Here is a 16,965-nt window from a genome sequence, read left to right as displayed (position 1 = left end):
GCTACGGGCGCGCCACCCCTGACACTCTCGGAAGGAGAGAGCAATGGACCTCAGCCTCAAGACTGAGACGTTCGGGCAGGAAGACCAGACCTGGCTCGACTCGGCCCATGGTACGGATGCGGCACGCTCCGTCACCATCGACATCACCAAGGGCTTCACCGCCGGCACGCACTGGCCCGCCGGGCATCTGCCGTCGGGCACGAAGCTCGGCAAGGTCACCGCGAGCGGCAAGTACGGCCTGTACGACGACGCCGCGACCGACGGCCGCCAGACCCTCGTCGGCTTCACCCTCACCGCCCAGAAGATCGGCACCGGCGATGTCATCGCGCCGCTCTTCGACCACGGCAGGGTCAACGAGTCCAAGCTCCCGTTCACCGTCGACGCCGCCGGCAAGGCCGACGTCGCCGGCCGGATCCAGTTCGTCTAAGGAGGCTGACCCATGCTCATCAACACCGACTTCATCCCGCCCGCGGAACTCACCGGTTACGCGCGCGCCGCTCTGGCCGACCTCGAGGTCAACCAGTTCACCCTCTCGGAGTTCCTGCCCTCCGTGGCCGTCGACGACCTCGTCTACCGCTTCACCCGTGGCGGCCGTGGACTCGCCGAGGCGGCGACCTACCGCTCCTACGACGCGGAGGCGTCGATCGGGAAGCGCCCCGGCGCCGCCCGCGTGCAGGGCGAGCTGCCTCCGGTGTCGCGGAAGATCCGCCTCAGCGAGTACGACAGACTCCGTCAGCGTCACGCTGACGGCCCGGTCGCGGATGCGATCTACAGTGACACCGACCTGATGGTCGAGGCTGTGGCCGCTCGCATCGAGCTCGCCCGCGGGTCTGCGCTGAGCGCCGGCACCGTGACGATCAACGAGGACGGTGTCATCGCGACCGTCGACTTCGGTCGACGTGCCGGTCACACCAACGTCGCCCCCGGCACCCTCTGGTCCGTGGCCGCATCGGCAACCCCGATCGCGGACATGATCGCCTGGCGCAAGACCTACCGCGCGAACAACGGTGGCCGGAACCCGGGCGCGTTCCTCACCTCGGAGACGGTGGTGTCGAACATCCTCCGCGCCCAGGAGGTGCGGAACCTCGCCGCCGCGAACGGCACCGTGCCGTCGATCATCTCGCCGCTGCTGCTGAACTCGATCCTGGCGACGTACTCGCTGCCGCCGATCGTGGTCAACGACGCGCAGATCAACGTGGAGGGGATCGCCACCCGCGTCATCCCCGAGAACAACTTCCTGATGCTGCCCGCCGTCGGCGATCGCAACCTCGGAGGCACGTTCTGGGGTACCACCGCGGAGTCCCTCGAGCCCGACTACGGCATCGAGGGCGACGAGGCGGGCATCGTCGCGGGGGCCTACAGCACCAAGGACCCGGTGGCGCTGTGGACCAAGGCGGCGGGCATCGCCCTCCCTGTCCTGGCCAACCCGGACCTGTCGTTCCAGGCGGTGGTGCTGGCGTGAGCAAGCTCAACACGCACGTCACCGTGCACGACGAGAACGGCGTGGCCCACACGTTCACTCCGGACGACACCGTCCCGGGATGGGCGGAGACCGCGATCACCAACCCGAACGTGTGGGCGGAGAAGCCCTCCAAGGCGGCGTCCAGCGGCAAGACGAAGAGCAAGGGCAAGGAGAAGTCCGAGCCCAAGCAGGAGCCCGCCCAGGAGCCCACCGGCTCCGAAGATGGCGAGCTCGTCGTCCCGCCGATGGTCGGCGCCGGCAGCAGCGCGGACGCCTGGAAGGCCTACGCGGTCGCGGCTGTCGCGAAGGCGGGCCAGAACATCGAATTCCCGGAGGACGCGAAGCGCGGCGACATCATCGCTGCTCTCGACGAGGCCGGGATCCAGACGAAGGCGAAGGAGTAGGTCATGCCGTGGGTTCCCGTCGCCAAGAAGGACATCACCGACCGGTGGCGGGAACTCACGGCTGCCGAACTCTCCATCATCGACACGCTCATCCTCGATGCTCAAGACGAGCTCGAGGACGACATCGAGGCCGCAGGCTACCTGCCGATCGACTGGACCGACGAGAAGAAAGCGCGCCGGTACAAGCGCACGGTGGCCGCGATGGTGAAGCGGCTGCTGCTGAACCCTGAAGGCTTCCTCTCGGAGACCGTCGAGGGCGAGTACTCCTACCGGCGGGCCGAGGTACTCGCGTCCGGGGCGCTCGCTGCGACCGAACTCGAGCTGGCCAAGTTCGCACCGCATCGACGGCCGCGACGCGGGTCGTTCACCATCCGGCTGGGGCAGTCGTGATCTCCGCCGGCCTACTCGGAAGAGGACGGGCGATGTCGGACGGGCTCATGCCCGACACCTGCAAGGTCACCCGCCCGGGCGGGGAGCCGGTCCTCAACGAAGCCACCGGCCTGTACGACGACCCGGCCCCCACGACGGTGTACACGGGCCCGTTCCGATCCCGTGGAGTGAACACGGCCGCGGGGGAGATCGACGCGGCCGCGCAGCTGCTCGTCGAGACCGACGCCTCCGTCTCCTTCCCCGTCACAGCGGCGACCGCCGCCATCACGAAGAACGACATAGTCACCTGGGTGACCTCGGCCTTCGACCCGGGTCTGGTCGGCAAAGCGGTGCGGGTGACGGGGCCGTTCGCGAAGACCTCGCACGCCGTCGCCCGCCGGTTCCGAGTGGAGGAGACGACCTGATGCCCGACGACTTCTCGATCGACACCTCACAGCTTGGCAAACTCGAAGCCGACCTCGGTGAAGCCGTGGCGAGCTCCGGCCAATACATCAACTCGGGCATGCAGCGCACCTCCGTGAACATTCAGGAGGCGTGGCGGGAGAAGGCCACCGGGAACCCCTACGCGCCCCAGTTCCCCGGCTCTATCACCTACGATCTCGAGGTCTACCACGGCTTCGGAGCCTCGGTCCTCCGTTCCGACATCGGCCCAGACAAAGACCGCCCCCAAGGCGCGCTCGGCAACCTGCTCGAGTACGGATCCGTCAACAACCCGCCCCGCGGCTACGGGCTCGCCGCACTGCAGGAGAACGAGCAGGACTTCCAGGACGGCCTCGAACAGGCACTCGCCGACGCCATCCACGTCGTCGAGGTCGGCTCCTCCATCACGAGGTCCGCCGGAGCGATCGTGCGGGGGTCGTTCAGGTGAGACACCACACCGACTGGCTGCGCGCACGCCTCTCGACGATTCCCGCCGTCCGAACCTCCTCTGGCGTCGTGCCGGCGTCGTTCGCGAAGGTGTTCGTCACCCAGGCCGTCTACCCGCGGCCGCACCAGGCCTTGGACGTCGCGCCCCCCTACATCGTGCTGCACCCCGTCACGGGAGTCGCAGAGCGCACACGCTCCGCCGGCGGCATCCGGCAGAAGAACCCCCGCTGGACCATCCACGCCGTCGGCAGCACCGCCGACCAGGCGGGCTGGCTCGGCGACGCGATCGAGGCAGAACTTATCCCGGGCGGAGTGCCGGTCCGGCCGGTGTTCGCCGGCGAGAGCGCGCACCCGTTCTGGTGGAGCTCACCCACGCCGATCGACATGGACACCGACCCGACACCGCCCGTGTTCCTGCACATCTCCGAGTGCGGGTTCGCCACCGAGATCACGGACCCGACAGGAGGCGCGTGATGCCCCAGCAGAAGCCGTTCATCAGGGTGCGCAGCAAGGCCACGAAGGCGCAGTTCGACATCCGCCGCGAGTCGTTCGACGAGACCAAGCACGAGCGCGTGAAGCGCGTCCCGGACTCGTGGCGGCCGCGCCGCCCGAAGCAGTTCGTCGTGCTCAAGAAGAGAGGTTCCACCACCGAGGTGGACGAGGGCACCAGCCCGACCGGCGAGTAGCCGTGACCGTATCCGTGGGGAACCGAAAAGGAGCATCATGTCGCTGACCATTCCCGCCTCGGTGCCTGTCGAGGGCACCCGCCGGGTCTACCACCTCCCGACCGTCGCGGACATCAACGCCATCAAGGTGACCGAGTTCGCTGCCGGCACGTTCATCGGCTGCTACGTCACCTCGAGCGGCTGGCAGCCTTCCCAGGACCAGGGCACCATCAACGACGGCCGCCTATGCTCGTCCGTTGACTTCGAGCGCCCCGGCCGCAAGACCAAGACCCTCGCCCTGCAGTACACCTTCAACCTCGCCGATGCCGACGAAGACGAGGCCCGCCTCGCGCTCGCCGAGGGCACCACCGGCATCCTCGTGAACGTCCTCCAGAAGGACGAAGAGGATGACGACGTCGCCGTCGACGACTGGTACGAGGCGTGGCCCGTGCAGTCCGGCGAGCAGGTCGTGATGCCGGCGGAGACGAACGCGGTCGACCGCATCCAGCAGAAGCAGTTCGTGCGCGGCAAGCCGGTGCACTTCAAGCAGGTCGTCGCCGGCTCCTGACCAGAGACCCCTGTGCCGCCGCGTGTCCCCGCGGGCGGCGGCACAGGCCACTTTCATCCGTCCGTGGGGTCAACCGTGGGAGAAGAATCATGTCAGCATTCGGAGAGCAGCTCGCGAAGCGGAAGACGGCCAGCACGGACGTCTCGCTCTGCCTCGACGGGGAACTCGCGACGCAGCGCGAGGCCGCCGTCGCTGAGCTCATCCAGGCCGCAAAGCACGTCGACCAGGTCAGGAAGAACCCCGGCGCCGACCAGCGGTCCGTCGGATCACCCATCCGTGCCGCCGAGAAAGAGTACGAGGCAGCGAGCGAGAGGCTCGCTGCGATCGAGGAGGAGATGCGCGACGCATCCGTAACCCTCCGCATCCGGGCGGTCCCGTTCGCGGACTACAACCTCTTCCAGACCCGGAACCGTCCCCGGCCGGGGAAGGACGAGCTGTACAACCCGCTGACGTTCTTCCTCTACGTCGCCCGCCGCTCGGCCGTGTACGTCGACGCGGAAGGCGAAGAGCACAAGATCGACGAGCACGAGTGGGACAAATTCGAGAAGGACCTCTCGGACGGTGAGCACGAGAAGCTCGCACAGGCGATCGTCGAAGTGAATCGCAGTAGGGGCCTGCAGGGAACGGCTTTTTTGTCGCGCAGCTCGGCCTCAACCCCGAGCTCCTCCGAGACCTCCGAGCCGCCCGCGCCCAAGGCATCGCGCCGAAGCGCTTCTGGGGCTGGGAGCCGACCGAAGTCCACGCGCACGAGTACGACGAAGAAGGCCGGCTGACCCGCACCGTCGTCACCCGCGACGTCGAGTGGGACGACGAGCAACGCGAGCTCATGACCGCGCTCGCTGAGTACGAAGACGGTCTCGATGAGAACGGCCTCCCGCGCTCGGAGACGATGAGCATCCTCGCCGACCCCGACAACCCTAAGGGCACCCACACCTACGTCGTCGACGTCGCCCGCAACTGGGGAACCTACGCGCTCGAGATGCGCCAGAAGGACGAAGCGTTCTCCGGCGAGAACTTCCTGCGCTCCAGGAAGTTCATGCTCCGCCGCGTCGACCGCCAACCACCCGCCAGCGACTCCCCGTAGCGCGCAGCATCACGACACGGCGGGAGGCCTTTGATGACCGACCGCACCGTCAAGGTCTCCCTCCTCGCTCAGGCCACCGGCTTCATCAACGGCTTGCAGCAGGCCCGAAAAGAGGTCCGCGAGACCGGGTCGGAGCTCGAGAAGCTGGCGCAGAAGCGGCAGTCGTTCGAGACCATCGGGCGCAGTGCCCTCGCGTTTGGTGCAGCCGTCGCGTTCGGGGTGGGGCTCGCGGTGTCGAGCTTCGCGACCTTCGACCAGTCGATGTCCTACGTGCAGGCCTCGACGCACGAGACCGCCGGCAACATGGGTCTCCTCCGCGACGCCGCGCTCGAGGCCGGTGCTGCGACGGTGTTCTCGGCGACGGAGTCCGCGAACGCGATCGACGAGCTCGCGAAGGCGGGCATCTCGACCGGCGACATCGTCGGGGGAGCCCTCACCGGCTCCCTCGACCTCGCCGCAGCCGGCGGCCTCGGCGTCGCGCGCGCAGCGGAGATCTCCGCGACCACCCTGCAGCAGTTCAGCCTCCGCGGCTCCGACGCCGCACATGTCGCTGACGTCCTGGCTGCCGGTGCCGGGAAAGCGATGGGTTCCGTCGACGACCTGGCCCAGGCGATGAAGTTCGTCGGCCCCGTCGCCGCGTCCATCGGTATCTCCCTTGACGAGACCGCCGGCGTGCTGGCGCTGTTCGCACAGCAGGGCATCCTCGGGGAGCAGGCCGGCACCTCGCTCCGCGGCGTCATAGCCTCGCTCACGTCGCCGTCGTCGCTGGCGGGCAAGGAGATCGAGCGACTCAACCTCACTCTCTTCGACTCCAACGGGAAGTTCCTTGGCCTCACCAACGCGGCGGGGGAGCTGTCGCGGGCGTACGCCACGATGGATGACCAGGCGCGCCTGGCATCGATGGGCGTCATCTTCGGCCGGGAGACCATCACCGCAGCGACCGCCCTCTACAAAGAGGGCGCCACCGGGGTCACCGAGTGGACTGACGCCGTCAACGACAGCGGCTACGCCTCGGACACCGCGGCGATGCGCCTCGACAACCTGAAGGGCGACGTCGAGCAGCTCACCGGCGCCATCGACACCGGCCTCATCCAGGCTGGTTCCGCCGCGAACGACCTCCTGCGGTTCCTCGCCCAGTCGGCAACGGACACCGTCGACCGCTTCAACGACCTTCCTCAGCCGCTTCAGAGCACTGGCCTCGCCATCGGCGTCGTCACCGGGGCAGCTTCGCTGGCGTACGGCGCCTTCATGGTCGGGGTGCCCAAGATCGCCGAGTACAAGACGGCGCTCGCTGACCTCGGTCCGACCGCGCAGCGCACAGCCCGCGCTCTCGGCGCCGTCACGAAGGGCGCTGCGGTCGGCGCCGGCATCGTCATCGGCATCGACCTGCTCAACACCCTCCTCGAGAAGCTCGAGGCAACCGACGAGCAGCTGAAGAACACTGCGATCACCGCGACCGACGCCAACGACCTCATCGCCGACGGGCTGCAGGGCATCCTGAAGAGCCCGAGCGAGCTCGTCACCGGCGTGAGCGTCATCGACGACTTCCAGGGCATGCTGAACAACCTCGCCGACACCAGCGAGAACTGGTTCGCGACCTTCGCGCACGGCACCGATGGCACCAACGACCTCAACGTCGCGCTGAATCGCATCGGCGAGACCCTCGCGCAGGTCGCCGCTACCGACCCCACCGAGGCCGTCGAAGCCTTCCAGCTGCTCGTCGACAAGACCGACGGCTCCGACCGCTCCATCAACGAGCTCCTGAACCGCATGCCGGCCTACAAGGAGGCCCTGCGCGCACAAGCCAGCGCCGCAGGACTGTCGGCTGACCAGCAGACCCTCGTCGCGCTCGCACTCGGCGAGATCGGAGGGGCCTCAACTGAGGCCGCCGACGGTATCGAGAACGTCACGAGCGCGGCCGAGGTCGCCTCGCAGAACCTCGATGACCTCGCCGACTCGGTGCGCGGCTACGACGACGCGATCTCCAACGCGATCTCGACGACGTCGGCGTTCTACCAGTCCGTCGACGACGCCAAGGAGCTGTTCGGGAAGGACGGCTTCGAGCGGTCCCTCGACCTGACCACTCAGGCGGGCCGAGACAACATGGCGGCGCTGCTCGACATCGCGGACGCCGCGAACGAGATGGCCGCGGTCACATTCGAGACGACCGGGTCGCAGGACGAACTGATCGGGAAGCTCAACGAGGGCCGGCAGGCGCTCTACGACCAGGCCCGCCAGTTCTTCGACACTGATGAGGCTGCGTGGGGCTACGTCGACCAGCTCATGCAGACGCCCGAGCAGATCACCACCCAGGTGACCCTCAACGGCGTCGACGAGGCCATGGCCAAAGCGCAGGAGATCCTGGCGCTGCTCAACGAGGTCGAGAGGCCCCGGCAGACGTCCGTGGGCGTGACTGTCGACAGCCCGTTCTACAACCCGGACTTCGATCCGCTCGCCCCCCGCGGTGGCGGCGGCGGGAGCTTCGCGAACGCGAATGGCGGCCTGCACGCCTACGCGAACGGTGGGTTCCCGACCGGCATCTACGCCGGCCGCAAGGGCGCGATCCACAAGTTCGCCGAGCCCGAGACCGGGTGGGAAGCATACATCTCTGGTCGGCGGGGTCAGGAGTCCCGCAACCGTGGCATCTGGGCTGAGGCCGGCCGTCGTCTCGGTGCGTGGCAGTCGGCGCCGATGCAGTACGGCACCCAGGTGTCGTCGCAGTCGACCGACGCGTTCACCTACGCCCCGACGATCCAGCCAGGCCCCGGGCTGGACGCGTACGGCATCGCCCGGTCGACGCTGTCGCTGGCCCAATTCGAACGGAAAGTGCAGCGATGACCGACACCCAGATCCGATTCGACTCCAGCACCCTCGTCTTTGACGGTGGAGAGGGTGACGTCGAACTCTCGATCGATGGCAAGGACTTCGCGGGGTGGGACGACAACGGGGAGATGCGGCGGGCCGCGATCGAGTACGCGCAAGCGCACGGATCATATGACCTTCGCGGCTTCCAGTCGTCCCGCCTGGTGGTGTTCGGCGGCCTGGCCGGGAGCGCGTCTCCGGAGTCGCAGCAGGCACTCCGTAACGCCGTCACGGGCATCATTCCGGACGGGCAGCGCGACCGCATGGTCGTCGACCACCAGGGCCTCACCCTGCATGCCTACGTGCGCCTCGAGCGGGCATCGTGGGCGATTGAAACCTACGGCTCAGTCGCCCGCTACCAGCTGCAGATGTGGGCGGCAGACCCTCGCAAGTACGGGCAGGCCGAGCGATTCCCCACAGAAGGCACCGCGACCTCGGTGGAGGTGTTCAACCGCGGCAACTTCCCAGCACTCCCCGTCTACACGATCGCCGGCGACATGCCGAACGGGTACGAGCTCGGCGCCGGCGCATCCCGCTACCGCGTCTCGACACCGGTGACCCCAGGTCATCCCCACACGTTCTGCACGAGGACCGGGAAGCACTGGGTCGACGGCCGCCCCGTCATCGGCGGCATCGAGCGTTTCGACCGGTGGGTGATCCAGCCTCACCACCTCATCCCGGTGACCGAGACGTTCATCGACCTCCGCGGCGGAACCGGAGGGTTCTCCGTGGAGGTGCCACCCACCTATGTCTGACGAGGTCTACACCACCCTCATCACCGCCACCCAGTCCGGGAGCATCCTTGCCCCGATGCTCGAGATGGAGGCCCCGTCGTCGTGCCGGTGGGCGACTCGCATGAATGGCATCGACACCGGACAGCACACGTTCCACCTCGGCCCGTCGGAGTACTCGCGCTCGGACTGGCACGAGCTCATCCGCCCGTGGCAGAACACGATCGACCTCGACTGGAACGGCCGCCTGCAGTACTCGGGCGTCATCATGGGGTGGCACTGGAACGAGGACACAGAAGAGCTCACCGTTGCCACGGCCGAGATCCGCAGCATCCTTGCCCGCCGCCTCCTCTTTGGCGTCGGCACGTACGAGTTCGGCACCCGCATCCTCGAGAACCGCTCCCTGCCCGGGCTGGCCTACCAGATCATCTGGTACGCCACCCAGGGCGGCCTCTCAGCCGTATGGGACCTGCCGTTCTACTTCCCGGCATTCCTGCCCGACTTCGGGCCCGAACGGCGCGAGTACTGGAACTACGCCTTCCAAGATGCCGAGCAGCTCCTCTCCGAGATCCAGGACACCAAGAACGGGCCCGACGTACACTTCCAACCCAGGTGGACCCCGGCCAACCGCCGCGAGTGGAACATCCGCCTCGGCGCACCGGCGCTCACCGGGCCGATGCGCGAGTACCACGCCAACGTGGCCGAGCCCGACGCCTGGAACGTCCGCGACGACGGCGAGGGCCAGGAGATGGTCACCGGCGTCTTCACCCTCGGCGACGGATCCGGCATCCTCCTCCCGCACGGAGAAGCCGCCACCGTGGCGGTGCCGGGCGGTGTCCCCTCGCTGGATGTCACGAACGAGGACTACAAAGACATCAGCGACCTCAACGTGCTCCGCGCCCACGCGGAGGCGGAGCGCGATGCCCACGACGAGCCCACCTCGCAGCTCACGTTCGACACCCACGCGTCCGCATGGTTCGCGCGGAACAGCTCGACCGGCGACGAGGGTGCACTGCCGGGGTCGCCGGTGCGGCTGTGGACCCCGGGCTCCAAGTGGCTCGACGACCGCAACGACCTCATCTGCATGGGCGTCTCCGGGGACCTCACCCCGGTGGTGTCGATCGAGGGTCAGAGGCAGGAGGCCGCCTGATGGTCCGACGGAACAACCTCCGCGACTCCCTCGATGTTCGCCAGGCACGCCAGGTGCGGAAGCTCGCGAAGATGAAGCCCCTGGAGTCCTCGGGCATCAACCAGGGCCTGGTGAAGTTCTTCGGCGGCTACCTGGTCGGTGAGGCCGGCGCGAAGCAGGAGTGGCACGGCGACGCCCTCTTCGACGGCAACGTGCACATCACCTACTCGCTCGAGGTCGAGGGCAACACCGTCATCGGCGGCACCGTCTCCATCATTGACGACCTCACCGTGTCCGCCGAAACCGTCCTGCAGGGGCTCACCACCCTGCTGAACGACATGGTGGTGGCAGCGGGCGGCCGCATCATCATCGACGGCCCAGTCCCGTTCACGCTCGAGAACGGTGCCATTCTCTTCGCGAATGGCACTGAGATCACGGGCGGAACCTATGGCCTTCGGCTGGCAGCCGCGAATGCAAACGTCACCGTGGGCCCCGGGGCAGTCACACTCCTGGTGGGCTCGACGTCCTTCTCGATCACGGGCACCGGAACGGTCGTACGAGGCGCCACCGACTTCCAGGACGACGTCCTCATCAACGAACGCCTCTACAGCAATGGCTTGTCTGTGGCTCCGGTAGCGGGCGTCCCGAGCGGTGTGCTCTGGCAGGACCCGGCCACAAAGGAAGTAGTGGTAGCGCTCTAGCGAAGCTCCGGGCAGTAAGCCTGGGGAGCGTAGTTCACAACCTCACCGTTGTTGGTGTTGTCGCCTTCGATCACAACGATGCTCTCTCGGGTCGCACCGCTCTCCAACTGGGCGCAGACGTTCTTTCCTGCTGTGATCAGCGTGGCATCGTCCGGGTGCCCTTCACCCTGCCAATAGCGATCCATGATCGCGAGAAATAGCTGGTCCGGCGTGTAGTCGTCGGTCAGATCTCCTGGCTCTGTCGGCGTTGGCGTTGCCGCAGCCCTGTCTTGATCCCCGTTCAAGTCTTGCTCGGACTCCGACGGGCTGCCCGAGCATCCAGCGAGCAGTAGCGCCACGGCCAGAACCGCAATTCCCCCGAGCTTTCTCATGCCCCGAAGTGTAGCGGCGACGCTCGTCGATTAAAACCCCAGGAGATTGCATTGCCCACCTTCACCGGGAACCTCAAGACCGTGGGCATTGAGCCCCGACCCGGCCGCTACCCGAAGATCACGGCCAGGCTCGTCCGCGCCGGTGTCGACGTCGACGGCAATGCGTACGCTGGCTCCTCGGTCGCGGAGATCGAGTCCAACGGTGACGTGACCCTCACTCTCGCTACCACGATCGGCCTCACCCCGTTCACACAGGTCAAGCTCGTCGGCGAGTGGCTCGGGGACGACTCCCACTTCGAGCTCGGCCCCTTCTCCATCCCTGAGGAGAGCGGCACCCTTGCCGACCTCATGGCCCTCGCCGACCTCGGCCCCACGACTACCTGGGGCTCAGGGATGGGGCCATGGCCTGACTGGTTCTCCGGCTACATGTGGGTGAACCTCGCAACCGACCCCGCCACCGCCCAAGTGAGGGAGTTCTGATGCCCGCGTTCAAGATCAGCGCACCGTTCGAGCTCCGGGCCCTATCGGATGTCGCAAACGCGCTGCTGCTGGGCACTGAGGGGACAAAGACCTACCTCGCAGCAGTCGCTATCTTCAACCCGCTGCTGGCGAACGCGCTCGCGAGTAACCCCACCATCGGGCCGATGATCGCGTCGGCGATCGCCACACAGGCACCGATCGTTGTGCAGGCAGCGCTCGATGACTCCGGTGTCGCTCGAGGTGTTGTGCCCGTGGCCGAGCAGATGGTCGCTGGGCACGTTGATGCCGACGGCCGCCCCGCTGACGACGCGATCGGCCCGAACGGGAGATTCTTCCCCCACACCATCCAGCACATCTCCGAGGCCCAGGGCGTTGTGCAGATCCCCGCCGGCCTGATGATCGCAGGTCACCTCGATGCGAACAACGTGCCCGCCGACGACGCGATCGGCCCGGACGGCATGTTCCTGCAGCAGAACGTCGACAGGCTGCGCATCCGCATGGGGGCCGCCTCCGCCGCCGACACGTTCGTGAACCGTGCCGTCACCGGGTGGGGCGACTCGCTGATGGAGACGGTCGGCACCGACTTCATCAACCTGCTCGGCATCAACCTCGGCGTGCCTGCCCATAACGCGGGCAAGTCGGGTATGCGGATGGAGCACATCGCGCTCGGTGCCGGTGGTCTTCGGGTGCACTTCGACTTCCCCGGCGACAGCCTCCCCGGCACGGTCGGCCCGCACACTCTGACGCGTGTCGCCCCAGCTCGGGGGTCGAACGCGTTCTCGATCGGGTCGAATGACTACGTCTGGCACGGCTACTTCCTCGGCGCATCCGGGCAACGGGTCGACGGGTTCCTGACTCAGCGCACTGGCACCGGGGGATGGGACTTCACCCGCTACACGGCCGGGTCCGCGGTGCCGATGAAGCGCGGTGCCGGGTTCGTGCCCTCTGCCCCGGAGGCGCTGCGACGAACGCTCACCATCTTCGACGGCGGCCGGAACAACCCGTACGCCGTCGAAGAGGGCTCCTGGGCATACGTCGCAGCGGATCTCAATGCGGCAGTGCAGTCACTCGGTCACAACCGGTTCGTGGTGTTCACGATCACCACCCGGTACATCTCCGCGGAGCGCACAGGGGAACCGCAGCGACTCCTCATCGACGCGGAGAACAACCGGCGCCTGGCGAAGTGGCCGAACAACTGCTTCGACCTGAACCGGTGGATGCACGAGAACGCCGTCGCGTACCTCGGCCTCCCGGCCGACGCGCAAGACGCCATCGATACCGGGCAGGGGTGGATTCCGAAGCGGCTCTACAACGGCAACGCCGCCACCGACCAGACCCACTTCAAGCCCGAGGTCTACCAGGCGTGGGCGCAGATCACCGCTGACTTCATCACCACGAAGGGACTCCTCCCGTGACCATCACGCAGCAGGTCGTCAAGCTCGACGGCATCCGCTTCTCCGACGCCGGCAGCACCACCCCGCCCCTGAACCTGCCCCTCCTCGACGGACTCAGCAGCATCGGGTGGGCGTTCAGCGCACGCCGTCTCGCCACCGCGTACACCGGGCACATCATGAAGCTGCGGCGCGCGGTCGACAACGCCGAACGTGACTTCGACGCCTCCGCGAACATGGCAGCGGAGATCGCATCGTGGTCGCTCGGTGGCGACGTGTTCGTGTCGATCTGGTACGACCAGTCCGGCAACGGCCGCCACGCCGCCCAGCCCACCACGGCGCTGCAGCCGAGCATCTGCGTCGCCGGCACCGTGTCGACCATCAACGGCATCCCCGTGGTGCGCTTCTCGGGCGGGTCCAGTGCACGGCAGGTGCTCGTCGGCGCGTCTGCGGACCTGTACGGGGCTGGTGGGGCGTCCGTCGTGGCCGTCACGGGGCTTCACACCGGTCAGCTCGCGGTGCTGGGTATGGAGCGGGGCGCGGGCACCTCCCAGTTCGTGTACGGGCAGCAGGCGACCTCCTACACACTGACCGGTGCGGTGCGGAACGAGGCCGGTACGTTCGAGCTCGCGGCCGGCACCGTGAACGAGGACCCCGACGCGTTCCCCGCCGCCACCGCATCCCGGTTCGTGGTCCGGGACACCGGCACCGTGTGGAAGAAGCGTGTGCGCGGCACCGACCTCGCAGACGTCGCCTACACCCGCGCCGGAGCTCACTCCTTCACCCAGCACTACATCGGGGCGCCCTCCACGACCGGCACTGGCTGGTCGGGCGCGATCGGCGAACTGATCGGAGCCCGCAAGGTGTGGTCCGCCGACGAGCTCTCGCTGATCGCCGCATCGCAGAATTCCGCCTACGGGCTCTGACCGTCGCCCGCCCCGCTCAGGCTCCGCTCGCTCCATTCGACTCTGTCGTCCCGAGAGATTCACCGCGAGCGTAGGAGCGGGCCAACTTGCGTAGCTGCTGGGCCTCGACATCCCAACCACCGATGCTCTTCCCGTCCGACTGATCCATCCCGCTGATACGCACCCGCTCGTAGAGCTTGTCCAGACGTGCACGCCCTGTGAAAAGAAACGGGCCTCGGGCTTTCTCGATGACCACCAGGACGTCGTCGATGGGTGGCTTGACGGGGGCGAACTGCCCCTTGTTCGTCGCCCCGTTGGCGGCCCCGTCGAGTTGCGACTTCCGGTACGCCAGCTGGTAGTCCCACAGCCGACGAATGTGCGCAGCGATCGCGTCGAGGACTTCGCTGCGCGCCCTGGCGCGACTTGCGAGCCACTGTCCGTAGAAAGCGATCGCCGCGGCCGCCAGAGAGCCGAAGAAGGCGGCGATCGCAGTGCCCCAGAACAGTTCAGCAGTCAACATCCCACGACTCTAGGAGTTCGGCATGAAGTACACCATCCCCGATCTGACACACCGCCTCAGCCTCGAGCACGACGGCTCCCTCAACGGCACCGACGACGGTTTCGAGCAGGGACAGGCGCAGAACGCCCGCATCATCGCGTTCGCCCGCGAGGTCGGCGGCACCGACCGATTCGTGGGCGTCGAGGTGTTCTACCAGCGCACGGACATCGACGCCGCCTCCACGGACGCCGACTTCGACGCCGTGCTCGTCGATACCGCCGACGGTGTCATCGTCGACACCCTCCCGCCCTACGACGAGATCGACCCGGACTGGAGGACGAAGCGATGACCTGGTCATGGCCTGTCGACAACCCCCGCGTCACCGACGAGTTCGGATGGCGCACCCACCCCATCTACGGCGACCGCCGCCTCCACCGCGGCATCGACCTCAGCGCCTACACCAACCAGCCCGTCTACTCCGCGTCGGCCGGATGGGTGTCCTTCTCCGGCTACAACGGCGGCGAGGGCAACTCCGTCCACATCAACCACCCGGACGGGTCGAAGACGAAGTACTTCCACAACACCTCGATCGTGCGCGGCTCCGGCAACGTCGGCGACCACGAGCACATCGCCCGCGCCGGCACCACGGGCGCATCTACCGGCACCCACGTGCACTTCGAAACCCACACCTCGGCGGCGTACGACTCGCCCGTCGATCCCCGCGGCTTCATGGCCGCACGCGGCGCCCCGTTCGGGTCCGCCTACGCATCGGGCGGCAACGCCACCCCCATCACCCCGGAGGAAGACATGCCCATCACCGAAGAAGAGTTCGCCCGCATCAAGCGCGACGCCACCCAGGCCGTGTTCGACGCGTTCCTCAACCCCGCCACCGTCAAGCAGCCGAAGAGCCTGCAGACGATCGTGCGCGGCGACGTCGACGACGCGATCGCGAAGGCCCCCGCCCTGCACCAGGACGGGATGCTGTTCCAGGCAATCGTGGGCCGCCTCGACCAGGTCATCGCGACCGCCGTCCGCGGAGGCTTCATCGCCTATCGCGTCGAGGACACCCCCGGCCAGTGGGCGATCAGCATAGCCACCGGCTATATCCGCCACCTCCTCGGCGAGGACCGCGAGAAGCTCGTGCAGCTCGGCCTCCTCGAGCGCAGCACGGAGGACAACCCCGGCGAGACCGTGATCCCGGGTGAGCTGTTCACCTGGCTCATCGCCCAGGCGAACAAGACCCGCCTCGAGCTCGGCCTCGAACCCGTCTCCGTCTGACCCCCTCTTGATCCCGAGAGGGGAACCCGCGATGGACAAGTATCCCATCGACCCGACGAAGCGGCGCAGGCTCGAAGCGCTCATCCGAATCATCGACATCATCGTCTACGGCGCCGTCTTCCTTGGCGGCGTCTACGCGCTGATCTTCACCCCGAACACGGTCACAACCGAGCTCGCCGGGTGGGAATGGCTCGTGCCCGTGTGGTCTGGATTCCTCCTCGTCGGCGGGGCGCTTGGCTTCGTCGGTAGGGTCTCGAGGTACTGGATACTCGAGACCCCCGCCGACGTCGCCGCCGTGGTCGGCATCCTGATCTACTTCGTGGTTCTCGGCCGCACCGCATTCACCTCTGTCACCGCCGCCGTCGCGTCCGTCCTCGTGTTCATCGCGATGCTCATGATGCTCCGCCGCTACGTCGAACTGCAGATCTTCGGCAGCGACCCGTCGCACAAGGACTTCCAGTCCCGGCTCGCCGACGCACTGAGGAGGAGAACGTCGAACGTTGCTCCCCGGAAGGAGTAACGCATGGAGATCAACCTCGTCGCCCTGATCGTCGCCGTCGTGGGGGCCGGCGGATTCGGCGTGTTCGCGCGCGAGATCGTCTCCGTCGTCACCCTCGTCCGCAACGGCGTCTCCGCGAAGGAGTCCCGCCGCAAGAACGACCTCGTCGCCCAGCGGGACTACGAGTACGACCGCGCCGAGACCGAGGCCATGAACCGGCGCATCCTCGCCGAGCACGTCTCCGAGCTGCGCCGGCTGCTCATCGAGAACGGGCTCGCCAGCATCATCCCGAAGTGGCCCGATCTCAAGAAGATCCCACCGCGGCCGGCCGAACCGGCAACCGCCCCAACGAAGGAGACCTCGTGAACACCGCTCTCACCGCCCTCTGGGCATCCATTGTCCGCACCCTCGTCCCCATCATCGTCGGTGCCGTCGTCGCGTTCCTCGTCGGCCGCGGCATCACCCTCGACCCCGAATTCGAGCCGCTTCTCGGTTCTGCGCTCACCCTCGCATTCTCCGGTCTGTACTACGTCGCAGTGCGAATCCTGGAGACGTACGTCACTCCGAAGCTCGGCTGGCTCCTCGGGCTCGCCAAGTCCCCGGTCGTCTACTCGAAGGGCAAGCACGCGACCTGACCATGTCGGATCGCTCCGCTGCGACGCCGAGGCTAGGAAAACTC

Annotated in this window: 25 protein-coding genes; 23 read left to right on the top strand and 2 right to left on the bottom strand. The window is 67.4% G+C overall.

Annotation, left to right across the window (positions count from 1 at the left end; genetic code table 11):
- Positions 1-43 precede the first annotated feature (43 nt).
- From HL652_RS12385 to HL652_RS12315, 15 genes are all read left to right on the top strand, one after another.
- On the top strand, positions 44-427 hold the full coding sequence (locus tag HL652_RS12385; protein ID WP_171705603.1) for a head decoration protein: 384 nt from the start codon (positions 44-46) through the stop codon (positions 425-427).
- A 12-nt stretch (positions 428-439) separates the two neighbouring features.
- Positions 440-1,462, top strand: a complete 1,023-nt coding sequence (locus HL652_RS12380; RefSeq protein ID WP_171705602.1) for a major capsid protein — start codon at positions 440-442, stop codon at positions 1,460-1,462.
- Positions 1,459-1,866, top strand: a complete 408-nt coding sequence (locus HL652_RS12375; RefSeq protein WP_171705601.1) for a hypothetical protein — start codon at positions 1,459-1,461, stop codon at positions 1,864-1,866. The genes HL652_RS12380 and HL652_RS12375 overlap by 4 nt, the downstream gene beginning before the upstream one ends.
- A gap of 3 nt (positions 1,867-1,869) precedes the next feature.
- Entirely contained in the window at positions 1,870-2,256 is a 387-nt protein-coding gene (locus HL652_RS12370) for a Gp19/Gp15/Gp42 family protein (protein ID WP_171705600.1), read from the top strand.
- 32 nt (positions 2,257-2,288) lie between these two features.
- On the top strand, positions 2,289-2,660 hold the full coding sequence (locus HL652_RS12365; RefSeq protein WP_171705599.1) for a DUF6093 family protein: 372 nt from the start codon (positions 2,289-2,291) through the stop codon (positions 2,658-2,660).
- Positions 2,660-3,124 carry a hypothetical protein gene (locus HL652_RS12360; protein WP_171705598.1) on the top strand — a complete coding sequence of 155 codons (465 nt, stop codon included), beginning with the start codon at positions 2,660-2,662 and terminating at the stop codon, positions 3,122-3,124. The genes HL652_RS12365 and HL652_RS12360 overlap by 1 nt, the downstream gene beginning before the upstream one ends.
- Positions 3,121-3,597: a hypothetical protein gene (locus tag HL652_RS12355; RefSeq protein ID WP_171705597.1), complete on the top strand. Its 477-nt coding sequence runs from the start codon at positions 3,121-3,123 to the stop codon at positions 3,595-3,597. Before HL652_RS12360 ends, HL652_RS12355 begins: the two co-directional genes overlap by 4 nt.
- Positions 3,597-3,809, top strand: coding sequence for a hypothetical protein (locus HL652_RS12350; RefSeq protein WP_171705596.1), 213 nt, complete (start codon positions 3,597-3,599; stop codon positions 3,807-3,809). The genes HL652_RS12355 and HL652_RS12350 overlap by 1 nt, the downstream gene beginning before the upstream one ends.
- Positions 3,810-3,846: 37 nt before the next feature.
- Entirely contained in the window at positions 3,847-4,356 is a 510-nt protein-coding gene (locus HL652_RS12345; protein ID WP_171705595.1) for a phage tail tube protein, read from the top strand.
- An 89-nt stretch (positions 4,357-4,445) separates the two neighbouring features.
- Positions 4,446-5,129, top strand: coding sequence for a hypothetical protein (locus HL652_RS12340; RefSeq protein ID WP_171705594.1), 684 nt, complete (start codon positions 4,446-4,448; stop codon positions 5,127-5,129).
- A 53-nt stretch (positions 5,130-5,182) separates the two neighbouring features.
- A complete protein-coding gene (locus HL652_RS12335) occupies positions 5,183-5,440 on the top strand; it encodes a hypothetical protein (RefSeq protein WP_171705593.1) in 258 nt (85 codons plus the stop codon).
- A 33-nt stretch (positions 5,441-5,473) separates the two neighbouring features.
- On the top strand, positions 5,474-8,278 hold the full coding sequence (locus HL652_RS12330) for a phage tail tape measure protein (RefSeq protein WP_171705592.1): 2,805 nt from the start codon (positions 5,474-5,476) through the stop codon (positions 8,276-8,278).
- Entirely contained in the window at positions 8,275-9,057 is a 783-nt protein-coding gene (locus HL652_RS12325) for a hypothetical protein (RefSeq protein ID WP_171705591.1), read from the top strand. Before HL652_RS12330 ends, HL652_RS12325 begins: the two co-directional genes overlap by 4 nt.
- The gene (locus HL652_RS12320; protein ID WP_171705590.1) at positions 9,050-10,183 is read left to right on the top strand and encodes a hypothetical protein; all 1,134 of its coding nucleotides are present in this window, start codon (positions 9,050-9,052) and stop codon (positions 10,181-10,183) included. Before HL652_RS12325 ends, HL652_RS12320 begins: the two co-directional genes overlap by 8 nt.
- Positions 10,183-10,863, top strand: a complete 681-nt coding sequence (locus HL652_RS12315; RefSeq protein WP_171705589.1) for a hypothetical protein — start codon at positions 10,183-10,185, stop codon at positions 10,861-10,863. The genes HL652_RS12320 and HL652_RS12315 overlap by 1 nt, the downstream gene beginning before the upstream one ends.
- Here the strand turns inward: HL652_RS12315 and HL652_RS12310 are convergent.
- A complete protein-coding gene (locus HL652_RS12310; RefSeq protein WP_171705588.1) occupies positions 10,860-11,234 on the bottom strand; it encodes a DUF732 domain-containing protein in 375 nt (124 codons plus the stop codon). The genes HL652_RS12315 and HL652_RS12310 overlap by 4 nt on opposite strands.
- Before the next feature lie 51 nt (positions 11,235-11,285).
- Between HL652_RS12310 and HL652_RS12305 the strand changes: the two genes are divergently transcribed.
- The 3 genes from HL652_RS12305 to HL652_RS12295 are packed head-to-tail and all read left to right on the top strand — an operon-like array spanning position 11,286 to position 14,031.
- Entirely contained in the window at positions 11,286-11,714 is a 429-nt protein-coding gene (locus HL652_RS12305; RefSeq protein ID WP_171705587.1) for a hypothetical protein, read from the top strand.
- Positions 11,714-13,129 (top strand): hypothetical protein, encoded by a 1,416-nt coding sequence (locus HL652_RS12300; protein WP_171705586.1) that lies wholly within the window; start codon positions 11,714-11,716, stop codon positions 13,127-13,129. The genes HL652_RS12305 and HL652_RS12300 overlap by 1 nt, the downstream gene beginning before the upstream one ends.
- Positions 13,126-14,031, top strand: a complete 906-nt coding sequence (locus HL652_RS12295) for an arabinofuranosidase catalytic domain-containing protein (protein WP_171705585.1) — start codon at positions 13,126-13,128, stop codon at positions 14,029-14,031. Before HL652_RS12300 ends, HL652_RS12295 begins: the two co-directional genes overlap by 4 nt.
- Positions 14,032-14,047: 16 nt before the next feature.
- Here the strand turns inward: HL652_RS12295 and HL652_RS12290 are convergent, their stop codons facing one another.
- The gene (locus HL652_RS12290) at positions 14,048-14,530 is read right to left on the bottom strand and encodes a hypothetical protein (protein WP_171705584.1); all 483 of its coding nucleotides are present in this window, start codon (positions 14,528-14,530) and stop codon (positions 14,048-14,050) included.
- A 22-nt stretch (positions 14,531-14,552) separates the two neighbouring features.
- Here HL652_RS12290 and HL652_RS12285 point away from each other — a divergent pair, with 22 nt between their 5' ends.
- From HL652_RS12285 to HL652_RS12265, 5 genes are read left to right on the top strand one after another with little or no spacing between them, the layout of a single operon-like run.
- Positions 14,553-14,858 carry a hypothetical protein gene (locus tag HL652_RS12285; protein ID WP_171705583.1) on the top strand — a complete coding sequence of 102 codons (306 nt, stop codon included), beginning with the start codon at positions 14,553-14,555 and terminating at the stop codon, positions 14,856-14,858.
- On the top strand, positions 14,855-15,787 hold the full coding sequence (locus HL652_RS12280) for a M23 family metallopeptidase (RefSeq protein WP_171705582.1): 933 nt from the start codon (positions 14,855-14,857) through the stop codon (positions 15,785-15,787). The genes HL652_RS12285 and HL652_RS12280 overlap by 4 nt, the downstream gene beginning before the upstream one ends.
- Before the next feature lie 31 nt (positions 15,788-15,818).
- Positions 15,819-16,307, top strand: a complete 489-nt coding sequence (locus tag HL652_RS12275; protein ID WP_171705581.1) for a hypothetical protein — start codon at positions 15,819-15,821, stop codon at positions 16,305-16,307.
- 3 nt (positions 16,308-16,310) lie between these two features.
- Positions 16,311-16,652: a hypothetical protein gene (locus HL652_RS12270; RefSeq protein ID WP_171705580.1), complete on the top strand. Its 342-nt coding sequence runs from the start codon at positions 16,311-16,313 to the stop codon at positions 16,650-16,652.
- Positions 16,649-16,921: a hypothetical protein gene (locus tag HL652_RS12265; RefSeq protein ID WP_171705579.1), complete on the top strand. Its 273-nt coding sequence runs from the start codon at positions 16,649-16,651 to the stop codon at positions 16,919-16,921. Before HL652_RS12270 ends, HL652_RS12265 begins: the two co-directional genes overlap by 4 nt.
- The last annotated feature ends 44 nt before the right edge of the window (positions 16,922-16,965 follow it).

The sequence above is a fragment of the Herbiconiux sp. SALV-R1 genome (genome assembly GCF_013113715.1).
Taxonomy (GTDB): Bacteria; Actinomycetota; Actinomycetes; order Actinomycetales; family Microbacteriaceae; genus Herbiconiux.
Note: the sequence above shows the minus strand (reverse complement) of the source record. Positions and strands in the feature narration are given on the sequence as shown.

What these genes read in the sequence shown, in the direction of transcription:
- HL652_RS12325 (WP_171705591.1), top strand. Translation starts at nt 8,275, where the DNA reads ATGACCGACACCCAGATCCGATTCGACTCCAGCACCCTCGTCTTTGAC.
- HL652_RS12290 (WP_171705584.1), bottom strand. Translation starts at nt 14,530, where the DNA reads ATGTTGACTGCTGAACTGTTCTGGGGCACTGCGATCGCCGCCTTCTTC.
- HL652_RS12275 (WP_171705581.1), top strand. Translation starts at nt 15,819, where the DNA reads ATGGACAAGTATCCCATCGACCCGACGAAGCGGCGCAGGCTCGAAGCG.
- HL652_RS12345 (WP_171705595.1), top strand. Translation starts at nt 3,847, where the DNA reads ATGTCGCTGACCATTCCCGCCTCGGTGCCTGTCGAGGGCACCCGCCGG.
- HL652_RS12320 (WP_171705590.1), top strand. Translation starts at nt 9,050, where the DNA reads ATGTCTGACGAGGTCTACACCACCCTCATCACCGCCACCCAGTCCGGG.
- HL652_RS12335 (WP_171705593.1), top strand. Translation starts at nt 5,183, where the DNA reads ATGACCGCGCTCGCTGAGTACGAAGACGGTCTCGATGAGAACGGCCTC.
- HL652_RS12360 (WP_171705598.1), top strand. Translation starts at nt 2,660, where the DNA reads ATGCCCGACGACTTCTCGATCGACACCTCACAGCTTGGCAAACTCGAA.
- HL652_RS12370 (WP_171705600.1), top strand. Translation starts at nt 1,870, where the DNA reads ATGCCGTGGGTTCCCGTCGCCAAGAAGGACATCACCGACCGGTGGCGG.
- HL652_RS12330 (WP_171705592.1), top strand. Translation starts at nt 5,474, where the DNA reads ATGACCGACCGCACCGTCAAGGTCTCCCTCCTCGCTCAGGCCACCGGC.
- HL652_RS12300 (WP_171705586.1), top strand. Translation starts at nt 11,714, where the DNA reads ATGCCCGCGTTCAAGATCAGCGCACCGTTCGAGCTCCGGGCCCTATCG.
- HL652_RS12385 (WP_171705603.1), top strand. Translation starts at nt 44, where the DNA reads ATGGACCTCAGCCTCAAGACTGAGACGTTCGGGCAGGAAGACCAGACC.
- HL652_RS12310 (WP_171705588.1), bottom strand. Translation starts at nt 11,234, where the DNA reads ATGAGAAAGCTCGGGGGAATTGCGGTTCTGGCCGTGGCGCTACTGCTC.
- HL652_RS12380 (WP_171705602.1), top strand. Translation starts at nt 440, where the DNA reads ATGCTCATCAACACCGACTTCATCCCGCCCGCGGAACTCACCGGTTAC.
- HL652_RS12315 (WP_171705589.1), top strand. Translation starts at nt 10,183, where the DNA reads ATGGTCCGACGGAACAACCTCCGCGACTCCCTCGATGTTCGCCAGGCA.
- HL652_RS12350 (WP_171705596.1), top strand. Translation starts at nt 3,597, where the DNA reads ATGCCCCAGCAGAAGCCGTTCATCAGGGTGCGCAGCAAGGCCACGAAG.
- HL652_RS12365 (WP_171705599.1), top strand. Translation starts at nt 2,289, where the DNA reads ATGTCGGACGGGCTCATGCCCGACACCTGCAAGGTCACCCGCCCGGGC.
- HL652_RS12340 (WP_171705594.1), top strand. Translation starts at nt 4,446, where the DNA reads ATGTCAGCATTCGGAGAGCAGCTCGCGAAGCGGAAGACGGCCAGCACG.
- HL652_RS12270 (WP_171705580.1), top strand. Translation starts at nt 16,311, where the DNA reads ATGGAGATCAACCTCGTCGCCCTGATCGTCGCCGTCGTGGGGGCCGGC.
- HL652_RS12280 (WP_171705582.1), top strand. Translation starts at nt 14,855, where the DNA reads ATGACCTGGTCATGGCCTGTCGACAACCCCCGCGTCACCGACGAGTTC.
- HL652_RS12285 (WP_171705583.1), top strand. Translation starts at nt 14,553, where the DNA reads ATGAAGTACACCATCCCCGATCTGACACACCGCCTCAGCCTCGAGCAC.